At 53.0% G+C, this 19,736-nt stretch carries 21 protein-coding genes, 1 pseudogene and 1 CRISPR repeat array; of the genes and pseudogenes, 1 reads left to right on the top strand and 21 read right to left on the bottom strand.

Annotation, left to right across the window (positions count from 1 at the left end):
• The 8 genes and pseudogenes from NZ653_08470 to NZ653_08505 all read right to left on the bottom strand — a co-directional run.
• Positions 1-521 (bottom strand): hypothetical protein (locus NZ653_08470; protein MCS7287153.1); only part of this gene is annotated, 521 nt, incomplete at its 3' end.
• Positions 521-1,078: an elongation factor P gene (efp, locus tag NZ653_08475; GenBank protein ID MCS7287154.1), complete on the bottom strand. Its 558-nt coding sequence runs from the start codon at positions 1,076-1,078 to the stop codon at positions 521-523. The genes efp and NZ653_08470, both read right to left, overlap by 1 nt.
• 99 nt (positions 1,079-1,177) lie before the next feature.
• Complete coding sequence (locus tag NZ653_08480) at positions 1,178-2,179, bottom strand: ATP-grasp domain-containing protein (GenBank protein ID MCS7287155.1); 1,002 nt, start codon at positions 2,177-2,179, stop codon at positions 1,178-1,180.
• A gap of 9 nt (positions 2,180-2,188) precedes the next feature.
• Complete coding sequence (locus NZ653_08485; GenBank protein ID MCS7287156.1) at positions 2,189-3,232, bottom strand: hypothetical protein; 1,044 nt, start codon at positions 3,230-3,232, stop codon at positions 2,189-2,191.
• A complete protein-coding gene (ablA, locus tag NZ653_08490; protein ID MCS7287157.1) occupies positions 3,229-4,545 on the bottom strand; it encodes a lysine 2,3-aminomutase in 1,317 nt (438 codons plus the stop codon). Before ablA ends, NZ653_08485 begins: the two co-directional genes overlap by 4 nt.
• A gap of 28 nt (positions 4,546-4,573) precedes the next feature.
• Positions 4,574-4,738 (bottom strand): annotated as a pseudogene (lysW, locus tag NZ653_08495) (lysine biosynthesis protein LysW).
• A 125-nt stretch (positions 4,739-4,863) separates the two neighbouring features.
• Entirely contained in the window at positions 4,864-5,544 is a 681-nt protein-coding gene (locus tag NZ653_08500; GenBank protein MCS7287158.1) for a response regulator transcription factor, read from the bottom strand.
• Complete coding sequence (locus tag NZ653_08505; GenBank protein MCS7287159.1) at positions 5,513-6,697, bottom strand: M28 family metallopeptidase; 1,185 nt, start codon at positions 6,695-6,697, stop codon at positions 5,513-5,515. Before NZ653_08505 ends, NZ653_08500 begins: the two co-directional genes overlap by 32 nt.
• Positions 6,698-6,939: 242 nt before the next feature.
• On the opposite strand from NZ653_08505, the gene NZ653_08510 reads away from it, so the two are divergent.
• A complete protein-coding gene (locus NZ653_08510; protein ID MCS7287160.1) occupies positions 6,940-8,685 on the top strand; it encodes an aldehyde ferredoxin oxidoreductase in 1,746 nt (581 codons plus the stop codon).
• Positions 8,686-8,735: 50 nt separating this feature from the next.
• Here the strand turns inward: NZ653_08510 and ccmA are convergent, their stop codons facing one another.
• From ccmA to NZ653_08575, 13 genes are all read right to left on the bottom strand, one after another.
• The gene (gene ccmA, locus NZ653_08515) at positions 8,736-9,434 is read right to left on the bottom strand and encodes a heme ABC exporter ATP-binding protein CcmA (GenBank protein ID MCS7287161.1); all 699 of its coding nucleotides are present in this window, start codon (positions 9,432-9,434) and stop codon (positions 8,736-8,738) included.
• 192 nt (positions 9,435-9,626) lie between these two features.
• Entirely contained in the window at positions 9,627-10,418 is a 792-nt protein-coding gene (locus NZ653_08520) for an alpha/beta hydrolase (GenBank protein MCS7287162.1), read from the bottom strand.
• An 11-nt stretch (positions 10,419-10,429) separates the two neighbouring features.
• Positions 10,430-11,470, bottom strand: coding sequence for a hydrogenase expression/formation protein HypE (gene hypE / locus NZ653_08525; protein ID MCS7287163.1), 1,041 nt, complete (start codon positions 11,468-11,470; stop codon positions 10,430-10,432).
• Positions 11,467-12,555 carry a hydrogenase formation protein HypD gene (gene hypD, locus NZ653_08530; protein MCS7287164.1) on the bottom strand — a complete coding sequence of 363 codons (1,089 nt, stop codon included), beginning with the start codon at positions 12,553-12,555 and terminating at the stop codon, positions 11,467-11,469. Before hypD ends, hypE begins: the two co-directional genes overlap by 4 nt.
• Positions 12,552-12,797, bottom strand: a complete 246-nt coding sequence (locus NZ653_08535) for a HypC/HybG/HupF family hydrogenase formation chaperone (GenBank protein ID MCS7287165.1) — start codon at positions 12,795-12,797, stop codon at positions 12,552-12,554. The genes hypD and NZ653_08535 overlap by 4 nt, the downstream gene beginning before the upstream one ends.
• Complete coding sequence (locus NZ653_08540; protein ID MCS7287166.1) at positions 12,760-12,978, bottom strand: HypC/HybG/HupF family hydrogenase formation chaperone; 219 nt, start codon at positions 12,976-12,978, stop codon at positions 12,760-12,762. The genes NZ653_08535 and NZ653_08540 overlap by 38 nt, the downstream gene beginning before the upstream one ends.
• Before the next feature lie 149 nt (positions 12,979-13,127).
• Complete coding sequence (locus tag NZ653_08545) at positions 13,128-13,667, bottom strand: hypothetical protein (protein ID MCS7287167.1); 540 nt, start codon at positions 13,665-13,667, stop codon at positions 13,128-13,130.
• Positions 13,668-13,680: 13 nt separating this feature from the next.
• A complete protein-coding gene (locus NZ653_08550) occupies positions 13,681-15,498 on the bottom strand; it encodes a DUF2207 domain-containing protein (protein MCS7287168.1) in 1,818 nt (605 codons plus the stop codon).
• Complete coding sequence (locus NZ653_08555) at positions 15,495-15,896, bottom strand: thioesterase family protein (GenBank protein MCS7287169.1); 402 nt, start codon at positions 15,894-15,896, stop codon at positions 15,495-15,497. Before NZ653_08555 ends, NZ653_08550 begins: the two co-directional genes overlap by 4 nt.
• Positions 15,897-16,053: 157 nt before the next feature.
• Complete coding sequence (cysK, locus tag NZ653_08560; GenBank protein ID MCS7287170.1) at positions 16,054-16,965, bottom strand: cysteine synthase A; 912 nt, start codon at positions 16,963-16,965, stop codon at positions 16,054-16,056.
• Positions 16,966-16,980: 15 nt separating this feature from the next.
• Entirely contained in the window at positions 16,981-18,156 is a 1,176-nt protein-coding gene (gene nifS, locus NZ653_08565; GenBank protein MCS7287171.1) for a cysteine desulfurase NifS, read from the bottom strand.
• A complete protein-coding gene (gene cysE / locus NZ653_08570) occupies positions 18,149-18,862 on the bottom strand; it encodes a serine O-acetyltransferase (GenBank protein MCS7287172.1) in 714 nt (237 codons plus the stop codon). Before cysE ends, nifS begins: the two co-directional genes overlap by 8 nt.
• The gene (locus NZ653_08575; protein MCS7287173.1) at positions 18,850-19,407 is read right to left on the bottom strand and encodes an Rrf2 family transcriptional regulator; all 558 of its coding nucleotides are present in this window, start codon (positions 19,405-19,407) and stop codon (positions 18,850-18,852) included. The genes cysE and NZ653_08575 overlap by 13 nt, the downstream gene beginning before the upstream one ends.
• Before the next feature lie 25 nt (positions 19,408-19,432).
• Positions 19,433-19,719: a CRISPR direct-repeat array (repeat unit 30 nt; unit sequence CTTTCAATCCCACTATGGTGCGATTGCGGC).
• Positions 19,720-19,736: the final 17 nt, after the last annotated feature.

A 19,736-nucleotide genomic window follows, 5' to 3' on the forward strand; every position in this document is an offset into this window, starting at 1 on the left:
GCCTCAAGCCGGAAGGAAATCCCGCTATCGTCAAGGCTAAGGGTATCACCCGGGACAAGAAGGGATTGAACCGCTTTGTCAGTAATAGGGGCAAATAGAAAGCCCACAACTGCGGTGAGGGCTCCGCTATATAGAAGCAATTTTAAAAACTGGATGGAAATGATCCCGGAGACCTCAAAGTAAAAGCGAGTTCTCTCCCGGTAAACCCTTGCTCTCCAAAAAGGTGAAGCGAAGGCGGAAGGAATTTTGGCTACAGCCTCTTCCGGGGTCAAGGAAACTATTACACTGCAGAAATCCTCTTTTTTTTCCAGCAATTCCCGAGGGGAAAGGCGGCGCGTTTGAACCCAGCAAGCGGCTTCTTCAGCGAGGCGGACTGTCAGGTAAATGAGCCATAACCCAGCAATGATCCTGGGGGCGAGCGGGGCAAGGGAAGAGAGGAGGAAAACAATAGCGGAAAGTAAAAGTAAAAACACGCCCGTTACGGGCCGATTGATAAAATCCCAGAGAAATCTTAAAGGCATCAAACTCTTGTCACATACTCGCCAGTGCGGGTGTCAACCCTGACTACGTCTCCAACGTTAATGAAAAGAGGAACCTGAATTACGAGGCCTGTTTCCAGTTTGGCAGGCTTAGTCGCACCCTGGGCTGTATCACCCCGCACTCCTGGCTCTGTCTCCACAACCCTGAGGTCTACTGTAACCGGAAGTTCTACTTCAATAGGTTCATTTTCGTAAAAAGAAAGCTCAAGGGTCATCCCTTCCACAAGATACTTGACGGCATCCCCGAGAGCTTCGGCTTTCACTGCAGGCTGCTCGTAAGTCTCCAGGTCCATGAAGTAGTAGAAATCATCGTCCTTGTAAAGGTATTGAACAGTTCGGTTTTCCAGCTTCACTTCCTGGACTTCATCGCCTGAAAGGAAAGTGCGATCTATGATAGCGCCGGTCCTGAGGTTGCGGAGCTTGGTCCTTATGAAGGCATTGCCTCGCCCAGGCTTGTGGTGCTGGTATTCAAGGACTCTGTAAATTTCACCGTCCAGGTTTATTACCACCCCTCTTCTGAGAGCAGTTACCGGGATCACACCTTCACCTCCTCATCGCGAAGTTCGTAATATATTATAGCACCAAGGGGAGGGGATGCAAAGGTTTACAACAATCCGCGCGGATCCCGGTGTTTTCTTTCACAGGTCTTCCATAGCCATACGCAAGATGCGCACCACCATTTCAGAGTAGGTATAGCCAGCAGCTCTGGCCGCTCTGTAAAACCCTGCATCAGGAGAAAGGTCGGGATTGCAGTTTACTTCCACAACGTAAGGGTTGCCTTCCTGATCAACCCTCATATCAACCCTGGCGTAACCCCGGCAGCCTATGGCATGCCACGCTTTTCTGGCTACATCTTCAATCTTCGCCTTCAGTTCAGGATCCACTGGAGCAGGACAGAGAACAGGGGTGTTTTTGTATTCAAACGAATCTGGTTCCCACTTGGCTGCAAATGACACAATTCTTTCCAGAGGATTAGCGAAAGCGCTGAAATCTACTTCTGCCAGGGGGAGAACTTCGGGTTCACTTCCCCAGAGAGAGACGTTGAACTCACGCCCAGCAATGAATTTTTCGGCCAGGGCTGCCTGACGGTAGCGGCTCAGGATGTAGAAGACCCTTTCTTTAAGTTGCGATGGGCTGGTGATCACTGCTTCTGGCCCAATGCCTATGCTGGCGTCCTCTGAAACGGGTTTAACAATCACGGGGCCATCAAGCTGCCACCCGTCCACTTCGGCAGGATCTCGCAGGAGTTTCCAGGGCGGAGTTGGCACACCTGCCCTGGCCAGGATGATTTTGGCTTTGGCTTTGTGGGTTGAACGAGCAATAGCTTCGCCCGGGGAACCAGTGAAGCGGTATCCCATAGCCTCCAGAGCCCAGGCTATGCGAGCTTCTTCAAAGAGACGACCTTCAAGGCCTTCCCCAAGGTTGAAGACAATCCACTCTCGCGGGGGATAAGGGGCGAGGGCAGCCTCTATGTCGGTGCTGAAGGCCACAATTTCCACCGTATAACCAGCTTCCCTCAAGGCTTCAGCCACAGCCCGGGCACAAGCTATTACCCCCCGTTCGGCCAGTATGTCTTTTGGCTCACCTTTAATCAAGGTTGGGCTGTAGTTGTAAAGGACGAGCACTTTCCCGGCCTCCATCTCTCCTCCTCAGGCAAGGCCATATCTTCTCAGAGCCAAATTTAAGATTTCATTTATAAGGCGCTGGTACGAGACTCCATCCGCCCTGGCCACAATGACCAGGTCGCTGTAGTGGGGGTTGAGGCCAGGCAATGTGTTTATCTCCATAAGGTATGGTTTTCCATCGGAGCCCAGGCGTATGTCAACCCTGGCCAGGTCAAGGGCTCCTATGGCCTCAAAGGCCGCCACCGCCAGCCTTTTAAGCTCTTGCTCCAGCTCCCGGTCAATGGGGGCCGGACACAAGTAGCGTGGAGCTAAGGGCATTTCGGTTTTCACCTGACTGGTGTAGAGACCCCCAGCCTCCGCTACAGGGCTTAGATCCACTTCCATCGGTGGGAAAACGTGAAAACCTCTTTCATCGTAGAAATCCGAGGGGGGCTTGACTCCCGGGGGTAAGGTGTTGCCCAAGAGGCCCACGGTGAATTCGCGGCCTGGGAGATACTCCTCCACCAGAGCTGGCTGGCGGTAGGTCTTTATGAGCCATTGAACTTGCTCTCTCAGCTCTTTCTCATCGTGAAGGATGGAGCGCTTGCTGATCCCCATCCCCGAACCTTCCCGGGAGGGTTTGGCAAAAAGGGGGAAGCGCAGGGATGAGTCAAGGGGTTCATCTCCCCGCACAAAGACCTGGAAAGGGGCTGTGGGGAGGCCACAATCCCTCCAAACCCTTTTGGCCATAGCTTTATCCAGTGAAAGAGCGTGGGCCAGAATTTTAGAGCCTGTGTAGGGTATTCCCAGCATTTCCAGAAGGGCTGGAACCTGGGATTCCCGGGCGTCTCCCCTGTGGCCTTCGCATATGTTGAAGCATATATCAGGCCTGGCCTGGCGGATGGTATCAAGCAGGGTGACATCCCCCTCCAGGGGTATAACTTCGTGACCCCCAGCCTGCAGGGCTTCAATCAGAGCTTCCACCGTCTCTTCGGTATCGTATTCAGCTAAGGCATCAGGAGGGGCATCGGGGGGGAGGGGAACATTTTGTTTCAGATTGAAGAGAAGGGCAACCCTGAGCCTCCTCATCCTTCCACCTCTATACTTCTGGATTGAATGAGGATTTCCAGCTGGCGGCGGTGAACTTCTTCCCAGCCCTGGGGAGCCAGAAAGCTCTTTTTTCCGGCCAAAAGTCCTGCCACCCCTTCCTGGCCTCGTTCCTCTGCCCCCTGACAAAAGGCACAGGTTTTGGGGTCGTGAGGCTTGTAGGAAGAAGGTTGGGTATAGGTGCCTATGAAGCCTTCGTAATTGCGGAGCACCACTTTGCTTTCTGACATGCTCAGTAGGTAATTGGGCGAGACGGGCACTTTCCCACCCCCTCCGGGCAAGTCAATCACGTAAGAGGGAATTGCAAAGCCAGAAGTGTGGCCCCTCAAGGCTTCCATAATCTCAATGCCTTTCGCTATTGGTGTGCGGAAGTGGGAAGTACCAGGGACAAGGTCACACTGGTAGAGGTAATAGGGCCGGACCCGGTTCTTGAGGAGTTTGCGGACGAGGGCCAGGATTATGTTGGGGCAATCGTTAATCCCTGCCAAAAGCACAGACTGGCTCCCCAGAGGAATCCCGGCATCAGCCAGGAGAGCAAGAGCCCTTTCTACCTCGGGGGTAATTTCCCGGGGATGGTTGAAGTGGATGTTCATCCACAGAGGATGGTAGCGGCGGAGCATTTCCACCAACTCTTCGGTAATGCGCTGGGGTAGGAAAACAGGAATTCTTGTCCCGATGCGGATTATTTCTACGTGGGGGATTGCCCTTAACTTTTTGAGAAGCATTTCCAATATGTGCTGAGGCAGGATTAACGGGTCGCCCCCGGAGATAAGCACATCTCTGACCTGGGGCGTTGCGGCTATGTAGGCAATCTGGCGTTCGTAATCGGAAAGGGAAAATTGAGTTTTGGGGTTGCCCACCACGCGGCTTCGGGTACAGTAACGGCAGTAGCTGGCGCACTGGGTGGTAACCAGCATCAGGACTCTGTCAGGGTAGCGGTGGACGAGGCCAGGAACCGGGGAATGGGAATCTTCAGCCAGGGGATCTTCCATTTCCTCAGGGGAGATGAAGAATTCCCTTACGGTGGGAACAACCTGACGCCTTATAGGGCAGTTTGGGTCATCAGGGTCTATAAGGCTTGCTAAATAAGGGGTTATATCAACCCTTAGGCGGGTTGGGGCTGAGAGGGCTTCTTCCTCTTCAGGGGTAAGATTAATAACCTTGGAAAAGTCTTCTTTTGTCCGCAGGCGATGGGTAAGTTGCCATCGCCAATCGTTCCACTTCTCAAGAGGCACCTCCTCCCAGGGATGAGGGGGCCTCCTACGTCCTGGGGGCTCCTCAATATCCCTCCTCATCTCCTCCCTCCTCCTCTTCTTCCCACTCTTCTTCCCATTCTTCCTCTTCTTCAAAGAGGAAGTCCAGTTCCAAAGGTTTGACACTCACCACCTCAAGCTCTGTTCCGCAGCTCGGACAGACCACGATCTGCCCCAGACGAGGGGCTTGAATGGTAATTTCTTCGTCGCAGTTTGGACAGAAAGCTGCAGGCATTTTTACCTCCTGACGGTGAATTTTAATCAGAGTGTGATGATAGCATGGTAATGTGGAAAAAACGTTTAAAATTGGTATCAAAGCCGTTGAAAATTGGCCGATGGTGTGCGAATTTTTGCACATCCTCACTCGGAAGGGCTGAAGGAATAGCCCACCCCTGGAATGGTGTGAATGTAGCGGGGGCGATGGGGGTCGGGCTCTATTTTTGCCCTCAGTCTGCTTATGAGCCCCCTTACCAGGTCTTTATCCCCCCTTCCGGTGTATCCCCAGACCCTTTCCACTATGGTTTCCACAGGTAAAACCTGGCCTTTATGGAGCATAAGGGCGTAAAGGAGGCGGAATTCCAGGTGGGTAAGGCGAACTGGAGCTTTCCCCTCAACCTCAACAGTTCTGCTGATGGGGTCAAGAGTCAGGCCAGCTGTGCTCCAGAGGGGAGTCTTCTGGGGTACCGCACCGGAAGCCCGACGCACGAGGGCTTTCAACTGCGCAATGAGAACAGGAATGCTGAAAGGCCTGATGATGACCAGATCGGCTCCAGCTTCCAGAAGGGCACAGTGGAGGCTTTCGCTTATTGGGTCAAGGATTAGGACAAGGGGAACGCCCGTTTCTGAACGTATCTGCCGGACATAAGGGAGGGGATCGCCTTCTGGAGGGACAAGGAGGATGAGATCGGCGGGTCTTTCAAGCCAAGACTTGAGAGCTTTTCCCAGGTCTCTGGCCTGGATGACCATGAAGTCGGCCCTCTGGAGGGCCAGAGCCAGCACCGCCCCTTCGTCAGGATCGCGGGGCACCAGAAGCGCGAACATCTATTTCCCTCAGGAGTTCCCAAACGAACTTCTCGGTTTTTTCCAGCACCTCTGGATCCAAATTCTCCACAGTGTCCGCTGGGCGATGCCAGCCGGGAAGTATCCCGTCTCTCCTGAGGCCCACAAGGGTGAGAACACGAAAGCCGTGCTTTACCCCAATAGCCCCCTCAGTATAGGCTCCCCGGAAAGATTTGGAATAAGCTCCAAGTTCTGGATAGGATGAGGCGATTTTATCGGCTAAAGCCAGAAGTTCCCGGTCGCTGCGAGAGGTCAAAAGGAAAGTTTCTTTTACAATGTAAACGGGACCAGCTCCCTTCCCTCCTACACTATCCAGGACCAGCCATATAGCTCTGCCCAGCTCCTTTTTGTGGGCTCTGGCAAAGGCTTCCGCACCGTAACACCCCACTTCTTCGCATCCTGAAAGCACCACCCATACTTCAGTTCTTTCCAGGGGCGATCTGGCCAGCCTGCTGGCAATATTCAGGACTATTCCGGCGCCGCTGGCATTATCATTGGCCCCGGGAGTATAAGGGGTGAAATCAGCCTGGAGCGTGATGAGGAATATGCCCAAAATTATAAGAGCGAAAGGAAGGGAGGCAAATTTAAGGGCGGGGAGAGGAAAAAAGGTTCCAGCCAGGAAGAGCCCGGTAAGGGCCAGAGCCGAGATCAGGCCGAGAGGCACGAGGACTGTGAACAGTTTGAGCCAGCGCTCCGAAGAAAAAACCAGAGGTGTTCGGTGGGTATCAAGGTGTCCCATCAAGACCACTTTTTCCCGAACCTCGCCTTTCGGAGGTATTCGTGCCACAACGTTCTGGCTCCGACCTCTGGGAAGTAAAAGGCGTAGGGGACTAGGCCTGAAAGTCAATTCCAGAAGGACAGAAATAAGAGAAATGAACGTCAGAACAAAAGCGATTAAAGCTCCCCATCGTTCTATTGCGAAGAAAAGGATTTCACTGAGCAGAGCGAGGAAGGAGAAAAGAGCATAGGGATGCCAGGCAGATCGGGCGCTTGAAAAAGGTTCAAGGGCCGGATTTAAACCTTCCTGGGCTAAGACTTTGAAGGCGTAATGGGCAGCCTCGATCTCCTTCTCAGTAGTGGAGCCCCTCGGGCCGATGTTTTCTGCCAGGTAGCGGACATGTTCCATGGCCGACATAGCCCAACCTCCCCGAATTTAAACCAAAGTTAGTTTAGCATTAAGGTTTTCGAAAGTCAAAAACCCCCGAGATGTTTGAAGCTTTGTCCGCGGGAAACTTATCCCCTTCGTGCTCTCAAGGGTTCGGAGTTGCTTGCAGCCACACTTTTGTGGGTCCTTATCGCGATGTTGAATTTGCCATTATTCGCGCTGTAGTTTATAATATTATTCGGTGTTCCCCAAAACCGACGGAGGTTAGAGAAATGGCAAAGCTGCTGAGGATAAACATGACAGACCTTTCCGCCAGGTTCGAAGATTTACCCGAAAAATATAAGTATCTGGCGGGAAGAGCTTTGACCACGGCGATAATCTGCGACGAAGTTGACCCTACCTGTCACCCCCTTGGTCCCAATAACAAAATAGTTCTGGCCCCGGGAATTGTCACTGGGACCAATGCTCCTACAAGCGGTAGGGTTTCCGTAGGAACTAAATCCCCCCTTACGGGTACTATAAAAGAGACCAATGCCGGTTCCGACTGGCCTCAACGCCTTGCTCGCCTGGGAATAAGGGGGGTGATTATTGAGGGTTATCCGAAGGAGCCCGGGAAATTCTGGCTCATCCACATCTCCAAGGACGGCGTCAAGTTTGAGCCCGCTGACGAATATTTGGGCAAGGGCCTCTACGAGGTTTACCCCAAGCTTTTTGAGCGCTTCGGCCGCAAAGTCAGCATCATGGGAATAGGGGTGGCCGGCGAAATGAGAATGGCTATGGCCGGAGTTTGCTTCAACGACATTGAGAGGAGGCCAAGCCGCTACGCTGGCCGCGGTGGTGCTGGTGCTGCGCTGGGCGCTAAAGGGGTAAAGTTCATCGTTGTGGATGACGAAGGAGGCCCCGGTGTAGAAATCGCCAACCCCGAGCTCTTTGAGCAGGGCCGGAAGAAACTCCTGGAAGCTCTCCGCACCCACGATATTACCAAGCCCAAGGGCGCTCTGAACACCTACGGTACTGCCGTCCTGGTTAACATCATAAACGAAGCAGGAGCTTACCCCACCCGCAACTTCCGGGAGGGCCGCTTTGAGGGTGCCGCTGCCACTTCCGGCGAAGCCATCTTTGAGACCAATAAGAAGCGCCTGGGCAAGGAGCTCTACAACCACGCATGCCACCCCGGCTGTGTGATCCAGTGCTCCAACACTTATTACGATGAAGAGGGTAAGGAAATCGTCTCCTGTGTTGAGTACGAGACCACCTGGGCGGTAGGGGCCAACTGCGGCATTGACAACCTGGACGCCATTGCCAAACTGACCTGGCTCTGTAACGACCTGGGCCTTGACACTATTGAGACCGGTGGCACAATTGGAGTAGCTATGGACGCTGGTCTCCTGCCCTTCGGCGACTGGCAGGGAGCTATCCGCTTGCTGGATGAGGATGTACGTAAGGGAACTCCCTTGGGCCGGATCATTGGCAACGGTGCCGCCTTCACCGGCAGGGCTTTCGGCTGGCATCGTGTTCCCGGCGTGAAGGGCCAGAACATGCCCGCTTATGAGCCACGAGCCGTAAAGGGCATCGGCGTTACCTACGCCACCTCCACGATGGGCGCTGACCACACCGCCGGCTACACCATCGCACCGGAGATCCTCAGCGTGGGTGGCAAAGTGGACCCGAGGGATGTGAAGAAAGGAGAGCTTTCCCGCAACTTCCAGGCCACTACCGCTTTCATTGACTCTACAGGCCACTGCCTCTTCATCGCTTTCGCCATCCTGGATATTCCCAGCGGTTTTGAAGGGCTCATTGAGGAGTGCAACGGCGTCCTGGGCACCAGCTGGACAGCCGATGACGTTGTCAAATATGGGCTTGACATCCTGAAGAAGGAGAGGCTCTTCAACGAGGCCGCCGGCTTCACCAAAGCCCATGACCGCATTCCTGAATTCATGAAGTATGAGCCACTTCCTCCTCACAATGTGGTCTGGGATGTGCCAGATGAGGAGCTGGATAAGGTTTATGCATTCTAAAGGATGAAAAGGGGGGAACACCAGGGCGGGCTCTGTGCCCGCCCTTTTTGTTAACTGGATATCACCTCAATATACTTCTTCCGGAAGCTTTCCACTTCAAGTTCTCCGCCGGGCACTTCCATTACAAACCAGCCTTTATGGAGGATAAGAACTCTGTGGGCTAAAGCGAGCACTTCATCTACCTGATGGGTGGTCATTATAACCGTGCGCTTTTCCATAGGAAGCCTCTTTAGTAAATCCAGAAGCACCTCAGCGGCTTTCTGGTCCAGGCCAGTAAAAGGCTCATCCAAAAGAAGGAGCTGGGGGTCATGGAGGAGAGCACGAGCGATGGCAAGCCTCTGGAGCATCCCGCGGGAAAAAGTTCGCACTCTTTCCTCTTTCCTATCTTCAAGCCCTACCAGGCTGAGGAGTTCCTCCGAGCGTCTTTCCGGCTCTGGCACTGAAAAAAGACTGGCATAAAAAAGCAGGTTTTCCCTGGCCGTAAGCTCATCGTAGAGAAAGGGGCTGTGGGTTAAAAGGCCCACTTTTCTACGAGCCTCTGAGGCTTTCTCTGGCAGCTGGAACCCACAAACTTTTATTCTGCCCCTATCGGGTTTTATAATTGTGGCGATTATCCGGAGGAGGGTTGTTTTCCCGGCCCCGTTAGGGCCCATTATTATTACGAATTCCCCTTGTTTTACTACAAGGTCAATTCCCCTTAAAACTTCCCGCCGGCCAAAAGCCTTTGCAAGCCCCTCTATTTCCACCATCCCGTTCAACCCGTCACAGTTTATCGGCCTCGCTCCCCGAGCAGCTGTTATGATAAAAACACGGTGAAAAGCTCCCGCCTCACGGTCTCTACCCTGGCTTCAAGTTCCTGCCCTCGCCGGTTAATTTTCCCTCTATTTTGTCTAAATGCTCCCCTTCGGTGAGTTCCCTCTGGACCTTCCGCCAGGAAAGCTTCACCCTTTCAGAAATTCCAGCAAAATCCGGTTGAAAGCCTCTGGATTGTCAGCGATGATGCCATGCCCGCTTCCTTCCACGATTATATGCTTGGCTCCTGGGATAGCCCTGGCCATCTCTTCCTGAACTTTGGGGTGGACTGTTGTATCTTCGGCTCCTGTGACCACCAGAACAGGCATGTTCAATTCCTTGAGCCGGGGAAAAACATTAAACTTCTGAAGGGATTTCAGAGCCGAACGGTAAGAATAAGGGTTGGTGTGGAGGATGCGCTGTCTCAGATTGTTACGGAGGGCTTCCTGGCCTGGGTGGGGGAAAACCCGCCTGGCCACTATTTCGGCCTGCTTCTCAAGCCCCAAAAGGGAAATCAACAAGAGCCTTGTGAAAAGGTATAAAACTTCCCTCAGGCTTGTGAACCTCATCCGGGCAAAAGTGTTTACCAGAACCAGTTTGCTAACCAGATCCCTATGGTCAAGAGCGAGCTGGAGGGCCACTGCCCCACCCATGGATATCCCCACCACGTGGGCAGGATAAGCATTGAGCTTCTTGAGGAAGATAGCCATATCATCAGCCATGGCCTTCACCGTAATTTTGGGCGGAGCACTGGAGCGTCCAAAACCCCTCAGATCCGGTGCAAGGACCCGAAACCCAGCCCTGGAGAGAGCTTCAAACTGGAAAAACCAATCGGCCCCAGCGGAGCCAAGGCCGTGGAGAAGGAGAACCGGAGGGGAACCTGGGGGGTTTACCTCCTCATAGTGGATGCAGACGTGTTCGGAGATATCCATCGCTGGCATATCGTCCTCCTTCAGCATATGCGGGGTAATTGCTCACCGCTCAGCATGTCCACCACCCTCATACCCCCTATCCTGCTCCGCAGGATCACCTGCCCTGGATGCTCTTCCACCACTTCCCCAATTATAGCCGCTTCCTGGCCCAAAGGATGAGCCCGCATGGCCTCCAGCACCTCTTCCGCTTTATCCCGTGCTACAATAACCAGGCATTTCCCCTCATTAGCCACATAGAGAGGGTCGAGCCCGAGGATTTCACAAGCTCCTTTTACCTCTTCCCAGATAGGGATAGAGGCTTCATCAAGAAGTATACCCACCCTGGCTCTGGAGGCTATTTCATTAAGAGCGCTGGCCAGCCCCCCCCTCGTGGGATCCCTGAGAACATGGACTCTATCCCCACCTACCTCCAAAATCCTGGCCACAAGGTCATGCAGAGGAGCTGTATCGCTGAGGAGGGTGGTCTCAAATTCTAACCCTTCCCTTACCGACATTATGGCGATTCCGTGCACTGCTATAGCGCCGTTTATGAGGATTAAATCCCCGGGCCTTGCCCTTTTGGGGGAGATGTGAATTCCAGGCGGAATCAAGCCTATACCCGTGGTGTTTATGAAAACCCCATCACCTTTGCCCCTATCTACCACTTTGGTATCGCCGGTGACGATGGGAACGCCGGCTCTGCTGGCGGCTTCCTTCATAGATTCTACAACCCGGCACAGGTCTTCCATGGGAAACCCTTCTTCCAGAATGAACCCAGCCGAAAGGGCCAGGGGCCTCGCTCCGCACATAGCCAGGTCATTTACCGTCCCATGAACTGCCAGACAGCCGATGTCCCCACCGGGGAAGAAAATGGGACTAACCACAAAGGAATCGGTAGTGAAAGCAAGGCGCACCCCACCAACCTCCAGGATTGCTCCATCGTGGAGGGGTTCCAGGGCGGGATTAGCAAACGCTGGAAGAAAGATCCGCTCTATGAGCATGTGGGTGAGTTTTCCCCCGCCTCCATGAGCCAGAAGGACTGTAGGATACTCGGATATCGGGATTGGGCACTGGAAGGTCATCGCTCCCTCCCGTACTGATAATAGGCGGCGCAGGCTCCTTCGGAGGAAACCATAGGAGCACCCAGGGGGTGCTCGGGTGTGCAATCTCTTCCGAAAGCAGGGCAATCGTAAGGCTTCTTTTTCCCTTGGAGTATATCGCCAGCAATGCAAACGGGGGATTCGGAAACCGTTATTCCCTGGAGGCCAAATCGCCTTTCAGCATCAAACTCGGAAAACTCTGGCTTCAGACAAAGCCCTCCACCACGCACAAGGCCAATCCCCCGCCACTGACGGTCGCAGATCTGAAAGACCTCCCCCATAAGCCTCTGGGCCTGGAGGTTACCTTCCCTCCGGACCGAACGGACATACTGGTTTTCTACGCCCCATCGGCCCTCCTCCAGGGCCCTGAGGACCATGTAAATGCCCTGGAGAAGGTCCAAAGGCTCAAAACCTGTGACCACGATGGGAACCCGGTATTTTTCGGCTATAGGTTCATATTCCCAGTAGCCCATAACAGTGCAGACGTGGCCAGCGGCAATAAAACCCTGCACCTTGTTGTGGGGATCGTTGAGGATGAGCTCTATAGCCGGTGGAACCCTGACCTGAGCGCACAGGACCGAGAAATTTTTTAAACCCATCTGTCTGGCCTGCCATATAGCCATAGCATTGGCCGGAGCTGTGGTCTCAAAACCTACCGCAAAGAACACTATTTCCCGTTCGGGGTTTTTCTGAGCCAGGCGCAGGGCATCAAGGGGGGAGTAGACCATCCGGACATCTCCGCCTTGTGCTTTGACGCTCAGGAGGTCTCCGTCGCTCCCTGGAACTCTAAGCATATCGCCGAAGGAAGTGAAGATTATCCGGGGCATGCGAGCCAGGGCGATAGCCTTATCTATGAGCTCAAGAGGAGTTACACACACTGGGCATCCTGGCCCATGCACTACTGTGACCTCAGGAGGAAGAAGACGATCTATGCCGGATTTTAAAATAGTGTGGGTCTGCCCTCCGCAGACCTCCATTATAGTCCAGGGCTTGGTTACCAGGCGGTGGATAGCTGCGATCAGCTTACGAGCATCTTCCTCCCTTCGGTACTCATCCACAAACTTCATGGCTTATCTTCCAGCTCCTGCTCTATTTGTCCCAGAAACTCAAAGAAAGATTTCGCTTGCTCCTCGTCGATCTTGCTTATGGCAAAGCCTACGTGAACCACCACATAATCCCCCACCTGGACGTCGGGGACATAAGCGAGGCAGACTTCTTTGACTATTCCTCCGAAGCTCACCTTGCCTATAGTTATGCCCAGCGGATTTTCTTCAATGCTGAGGACTTTCCCTGGCACTCCTAGGCACATCTTCTACCTCCGCAGAGATTTTCCCCAGAGCCACTCCAGCACAGAGAAGAATTTTATCACCCACTTTAACTTCAGGCAACAATTCAACGCTAACCTTTACGAAAGCCCTACCTACCTTCACCTTAGCCCTACGTTCTCCTTCTTCTAATATTTCCACCACTTCGCCAATAAAAGTATGCATGCTTCTCCCGCTGGCTATATCCAGCTCTTATAACTGGCCGTAGCCTCGTGAACGCTATTTAGCCAGGCCTTTTCCCTGTACAACCACTGCGGGGATAAACGGGGAAAATTTCTTACACATCGCACAGGCCCGACAGCCGCCGGTCAGGTTTAAGCCGAAAGATCGCGATGGAGGAAAACCTCGGACCCGCACCAGGGGCATTTGATCACACCTTTGCCCGCTATTTCTACCTGCCCACCGCAGTTGGGACACTTCCGGTCAAGGTTGAACTGCGAAACCTCTTTAGAGTAAAGGATTCCATCCTGCCAGTTTATAGCGCCACTGAAGAGGTTCTTCCCCACCAAAGAGCGCACCAGATCTTCTACCTCTTCCCTGCGCAAGTTCAAAGTCAGGGCCACATCGGCGAAGCGGACTTTCCCTTGGGCGAGCACCATATCCAGGATTTTGCGCTCTTTTTCCAGGCGGGCAAATTGAGCTTCCTCCATTCGCCCTTTCACCAGGAGGAAAACCCCCACCCCCACAAGGGGCACCGTCACAGCAATGATGGCGATGGAAAGGCCCAGGATAGCTGCCGGGAAAGAGAGCCTCCCTTCGGCGTAGCCTGCGAAAAGATAAGAGCCTGCCAAGAAAGCCACCAGAATGCCAGCCAGGATTAGAATAATACCGATGAGCTTGCCAGCTCCAACCATGATTCCTCCTCAATTATCCGAATCCACCGCCACCGCCTCCACCGCCGCCTCTACCCCCGCCACCTCCTCCACTCCATCCGCCACCCTTTGAAGAGGGGGTACTGGTGAAAGTGGAGGCAGCAGCTTCAAGGGTTGAAAGGAGGCCGTCTGAAATGCTATTGAGGGAGGAAAATAGGCCTTGGGATACTGATTCCAGGGATGGAAGTCCTAACCCCTCTGAAGAAGGAATAGGAGCGGCACGGCCAACTCTTATGGGCCTGGTTGTATGGCCATAATCGGGGATATACCAGGGAGGAGCCGGAGCATCAGCCTGCGCAAACTTATAAATCCAGCTTCGCTCCAAACCAAAGGCGATAGCGTAGGGAAGGTAACGCTCAAAAATGTATTTTGCTTCTGTCAACTTGGTATATTTCTCAATGTTTTGGAGATAGCGCTTGAAAGCACGCCACTGGGCCGCTTCCTGAGAGCCTTTGCGAGTCTTACGGGGCATGAAACGACTTATATACATCAAAGCTAACCCTGTAACCCCCAGGCCAATAAATGGACACACTGCTGTTTCAAAGGCAGCAAACAGGGGGTTGAAAGCAAAATGGACAAAAACGCCCAGTATGAAGGCTAAAGCAATAAGGCTGAGCCCGAAAGACTGGTAATATGTTCTGACCCGCTGGGGATTAGCCGGGAATAAGTTTTGCCTGACTGCCTGATTATAGATGATCTTCTGCAATTCCGGTATGTGGATGTAAAACTGGTCCTTGAGTTCTCCAAGGCTTCGTTCAGTGCGATCGGACCCGAATATGGCCGAAATGAGCCTGGCCTCAAAGGGGTGGGTGGCCACGTTTCGGTCCTTCAAGCGGAAAGTGATGGTCCTGCTGCCCAGAGGTCCTATTTTTTCCACAATCTCAATAGCTCCTTTTCGAGCCAGATCCACCAGCGTAGCTATTATGTCCTGAAGGTCGGCCTGTTCATCCAGCAAAGTGCCTGCGAGAGCCGGCGGCAGATCTGAGGGGGGTTCTGGGAGGTAAGAGGCCACCTCTCCCACTGGCACATCTCTTCCCCTAAAGTACCATAGAGCTATAACCAGGACTATTCCCCCCACAGCCAGAAGAAGGCCCATTGCCCCCAGAAGCAGGTTTGCGACCGGGCGCATATCTTCAAGCCTCTGCCAGAGAGCAGGGCTTCCGGTCACAATACCATGGGGAAATTGCACTCGCACCTCCAGGCTTTCACCGGGCCCTATAGTTTCCTGGGATTTAAAAGTCACAACTTTCCCATCGGAGGATATTTCTCCCACAGCTGAAGGGCCGTAGGAAGCTATTTTTTCCGCTCTCGCCCCCGCTGGCAGGTAGACAGTTACAGTGGAACTTTTAACAGGGTAATTCCTGTCGGGGAACACGGCCACCCACCACAATTGATCTCCCCCTTTATAGAAGCGGAGAGCACCTTTTACGGTGTAAGAAAGCCGGAAAAAGGCCCTTTCATCGGAAATGGGAGGGAAAAACCACTTGATTATGAAGTCGCCTTCTTCTTTGAACGTTTTGAAAGTGAAAGGCCGCTCCGAGTCCGAAAGGCTGTAAAGGCGGCCATCTCCTTCCACCTGAACTTCAGTTATGTCCGTGAGCCTTTTCATGGGTATATTGCGGTAGCCAAAACGGAAAGGCCCTCCCTGGAAAACCACTTCCCATACTTCTTCCACCCGAATATCGGAATTGGGCAGCACCGTTATGTATACATCCAAACGCTCCCAGTAAAGCGATCTCCCCTGAGCAAAGGAAGGCAGGGAAAACACGAACAGGGTAGCCAGAAGGAGGACGCACAAAAATAGTTTCCTCATTTGCTCCCTCCCTTGTTTGAAATCCTGGCAGCGAACTGTTCAATGTCAACGATAACTCTACGGTGAAAACCCTCGCCCACCTTCTCTTTCTCATCGTAGGCCTCAACCCTGAACAGAAGCTTACGGCCATCGATTTCTAAAAGCTCAGCCGTAGCCCGGACCTCCATCCCTACCGGTGTAGGGGCTATGTGCCTTATATCCACAGCTACCCCCACGGTTTTTTGGCCTTCGGGTAGAAGGGGGTCTACTGCCTGAACGGCTGCCTGCTCCATGAGGGCAATCATAGCAGGAGTAGCCAGAACTTCCACATTGCCGCTTCCCAGGTGGCGTGCCGTAATTTCAGGGGTTACTTTGCGCCGCACCTCAGCTTTAAGGCCTGGAGAAAGTGTGAAATCCATAAATTTCTCCTCCCAGAGTTTTTTGCATGATACCACAAAAGGGAGGATTTGAAAAGGCGGATTTTGTTTGCGAATGGCAACAGAACGCAGCATGTGGCTATGCCCTTGCCCTGGAAGTTCAAGCTTGGCTTCGGTTCGGGAGCTCACTCAAGGAGGCTCATCTTAAAAGACTCAGATATCGTTCACCAGTATCGGGCAATATTACCACAACCCTTTTGCCGGGACCGAGACGCCTGGCCACCTGGAGAGCAGCCCACATGGCCGCTCCAGAGGAAATCCCGGCCAGTATCCCTTCTTCCCGTGCAAGCCTTAGCATGGTTTCCCGGGCATCCTCATCCTCAACCACTACGATTTCATCTATGACCTCACGGTTGAGAACGCCAGGGATAAAACCAGCTCCGATCCCTGGGATTCCGTGAGGGCCAGGCTCGCCGCCTGAAAGGACCGGAGAACGAGCCGGCTCCACAGCTACAATCCTGACCCCCGGGATTTTTTCTTTTAAGACTTCGCCCACCCCGGTAATAGTACCCCCTGTGCCTACACCTGCCACGAAAGCGTCCAATCTCCCACCAGTGTCTTCCAGGATTTCCCAAGCAGTAGTGCGGCGGTGGATCTCGGGGTTGGCGGGATTGGTGAATTGCTGGGGCATGAAGTAGCCATGGAGCCGGGCCAGTTCTTCGGCTTTGCGGACCGCCCCAGCCATGCCCTCGGAGGCGGGGGTAAGGATAAGCTCCGCTCCCAAAAGAGCCAGAAGGATTTTTCTTTCTTCTGACATGTTTTCAGGCATGGTGAGGATGAGCCTATAGCCTTTAGCCGCTGCCACCATTGCCAGGCCTATGCCCGTGTTCCCACTGGTGGGTTCAATGATGGTATCACCTGGTTTAATGAGGCCACGGGCTTCGGCATCCTCTACCATGGATACAGCTATGCGGTCCTTAACGCTTCCTGCCGGGTTGAAAAATTCCAGTTTAGCCAGAACCTCTGCCCCATCAGGCCCGATAAGCCTGTTTATACGCACCATTGGCGTTCGTCCAACAAGCTTGGTTATATCTGGGGCAATCTGTGGCATTTCTCCCTTTACCCCTTAAGAGAACGGACTCATTTCCCTCAGTCTCTGCACTATAGGTGGAAGGACCTCCAGGACGTATTCCACATCCTCATCGGTATTTTCCCGGCCAAGGGTGAGCCTTATAGAGCCGTGGGCATCTTCGGGTGGTATGCCCATGGCCAGAAGGACGTGGCTTGGCTCCAGAGAGCCACTGGTGCAGGCCGAGCCACTGGAGGCGCACACCCCCTTAAGATCGAGCCCCAGCAGGATCGATTCTCCTTCGGCGTTCTTGAAGATGAAACTGGCATTGTTCGGAAGCCGATCTGTTGGGTGACCTGTAAGATAAGCATTGGGGATGCGTTCCAGAATTCCCTGAACAAGCTTATCCCTAAGGCGCTTTACATGGGAATTGTTAGACTCAAATTCTTCGTAAGCCAGCTTCAAAGCCGTAGCGATCCCAACGATGTAGGGGACATTTTCGGTGCCAGCTCTGCGGTTGTGCTCGTGCCCTCCCCCTGTTTGCATTGGAAGAAGTGGGGTCCCTTTCCGAACATAGAGAATTCCAATCCCCTTAGGGGCGTAGAATTTGTGGCCTGAAAGAGACATAAGATCCACATTAAGCTCGTCCACATTAAGACTAAGAGCACCAGCTGCCTGAACGGCGTCGGTGTGGAAGGGGATGCCTTTCTTGCGGGCTATTTTGCCAATTTCAGCGATAGGCTCAATAGTTCCCACCTCATTGTTGGCATACATGATGGTTATGAGGACAGTATCATCCCTTATAGCTCGCCCCACATCGTCTGGGTCTACCACTCCATATTTATCCACAGGGACATAAGTGACCTCAAAGCCGAAATATTTCTCAAGCTGTTCCACAGTGTGGCCGACAGCGTGGTGCTCTATGGGGGAAGTGATTATGTGATTTCCCTTGCCTCTGTGCCTCTGGGCGAAGGCTACCCCTCTTATAGCCAAGTTATCACTTTCTGAACCGCAACTGGTGAAAATTATCTCCTCCGGTTTAGCGTGGAGGATTTCGGCCACAGTGCGGCGAGCTTCTTCCACTGCCTGGCGTGCTTCTCTGCCCAAACTATATATACTGGAAGCATTCCCGAACTTCTGGCTAAAATACGGAAGCATAGCCTCAAGAACTCTCGGGTCCACAGGAGTTGTAGCGGCATGGTCCATGTAAACTATACGCTTTCTCTCACTCATTTTCCAGTCCTCCTTTTGGATTGGCAAAAGCAAACTGGTCTTCTGTTATTTTCTTTTCCAGATAAGTCACCCTTTCTTCCAGAGCTTCTATCCTCTCCAGTAGAGCCTCCATCACCTGAGCCAAGGGGTCGGGGATGCGTTCATGGTGCAGGTCAATGGGCTGAGGTTGCCCGTTGATTTTAACCACCCTTCCAGGCACACCCACCACGGTAGAGCCTGGGGGGACGGATTTTACCACTACAGAGCCTGCTCCTATTCTTGAATTATCGCCTATATTTATGGGTCCAAGGATTACGGCGTGGGCGCCTATGACTACATTGTTTCCTACGGTGGGATGCCTCTTGGTCTTCTCAGTAGAAACGCCTCCCAGGACAGCTCCCTGATACATAAGAACATCATCGCCGATTTCAGCTGTTTCCCCTATAACCACCCCTGCTCCGTGATCTATGAAGAAGCGTCGGCCTATTTTGGCTCCAGGGTGGATTTCTATTCCGGTCAGGAAACGGTTTATGTGGGATATAAGGCGAGGTATAGTCACGAGGCCTCGTTTCCACAGAGCATGAGCCAGGCGGTGGAGCCAGAGGGCGTGGAGCCCGGGATAGCAGAGGATAATCTCCAGCGTATTTCGGGCGGCGGGGTCTCTGGCGTAAACTGTGGCTATATCTTCTTTTAGGGTTTCCAGAAACCTGCGGATTATTCCTCGCACCGCATACCTCCTTCTTTTGGACAGGATGCTGGTATCTTTTTAATGAGCTCGGCGATAGTGACTTTATCCAGGAGGGAAAAGAGGAGGGCCTGTGTTTTACTCCATAGCTCCCTCGTGCTGCATTCTTCCTCGTGGGGGCAGCAACATACTCCTTTTATCAGGATACAACTTGTTCCTGCTACAGGGCAAGGGATGGAAAAACCAGCTCCCTCCAGAGCTCTGAAAACGTCGCCGACGGAAATCTCATCGGGTGGTTTTGCGAGTCTGTAACCGCCCTTAGCCCCCCTTATGCTTTCCACAAGGCCAGCTTTTCGGAGAAGGGGGACTATCTGTTCAAGATAAGGCAGTGGTAATTTTCTAACGCGAGCGATCCAAGCCAAAGGGACGAACCCTTTGGGATAGTGCCTGGCTATTTCCACCACTGCTTTTAGGCCGTAGAGCTCTTTACTGGAGAACCTCATCTTGAAAATTCCGAGCAAAAAGTCGGAATTATTATAGTCAAAGAAAAAACCTTTGTCAACCCACCACCTTAGAGCCCCGGCCATTTCAGAGAGGGGTTTAAATATATCCCTTTCAATCCTACTATGGTGCCATTGCGGCTGATGAGATTGCAGAGAAATTAGCAGCTTTCAATCCCACTATGGTGCGATTGCGGCTCTTTCCAACCCATCACTATCCCTACTACGACGCCAGCCTTTCAATCCCACTATGGTGCGATTGCGGCTCTAGTCCTGATCGCCCGGCCCAACTGGGAGCTCGACTCTTTCAATCCCACTATGGTGCGATTGCGGCGGCATCGCGGCTCATGTGGAGCCTGACGGGGCATTCTTTCAATCCCACTATGGTGCGATTGCGGCCTTCTCCTTTTCATTTT

The sequence above is a fragment of the Anaerolineae bacterium genome, from assembly GCA_025062375.1.
GTDB lineage: Bacteria > Chloroflexota > Anaerolineae > SpSt-600 > SpSt-600 > SpSt-600.